General features: G+C 66.2%; 1 protein-coding gene. It reads right to left on the bottom strand.

Annotated elements, in window-relative coordinates; translation table 11 throughout:
- On the bottom strand, positions 1–295 hold a 295-nt coding region (locus tag HMPREF2833_RS10680; RefSeq protein ID WP_246829146.1), incomplete at its 3' end, for a phosphotransferase.
- Between the last annotated feature and the right edge of the window lie 66 nt (positions 296–361).

Raw genomic sequence — 361 nt, 5'->3', positions numbered from 1 at the left:
CGTTCGCCAGCAGGAGCGCGATGTCGGCGTAGGGATCTGCCTGTCCGAGTCGGCCGAGGTCGATGAGCCCGGCCACGAGCGAGGTATCAGGGTCAATAAGGATGTTGGGGAGGCAGAAGTCTCCGTGGCAGACTACCCTGTCGGCGTCCTCTTGTTCCTGGCGGGAAGGGAGGTCGCGTTCCAAGCTTTCGAGGATCACCGCGGGCGGGGTCTCGATGAGGTGCTGGGGCCGGAACTCGGGGTGGACCCGGTTCTCGACGACGGTCGCGCGGGCCAGCGTGATCATCTCGTCCAGCGTTCTGCCGTACGGGCACGTGCTGGCGGGGATGCTGTGCAGCCGGACCAGGGTGTCGGTGATCGA

The sequence above is a fragment of the Kocuria sp. HMSC066H03 genome (assembly GCF_001812045.1).
Lineage (GTDB): Bacteria > Actinomycetota > Actinomycetes > Actinomycetales > Micrococcaceae > Kocuria > Kocuria rhizophila.
This window is presented reverse-complemented; position numbering and strand designations above follow the sequence as displayed.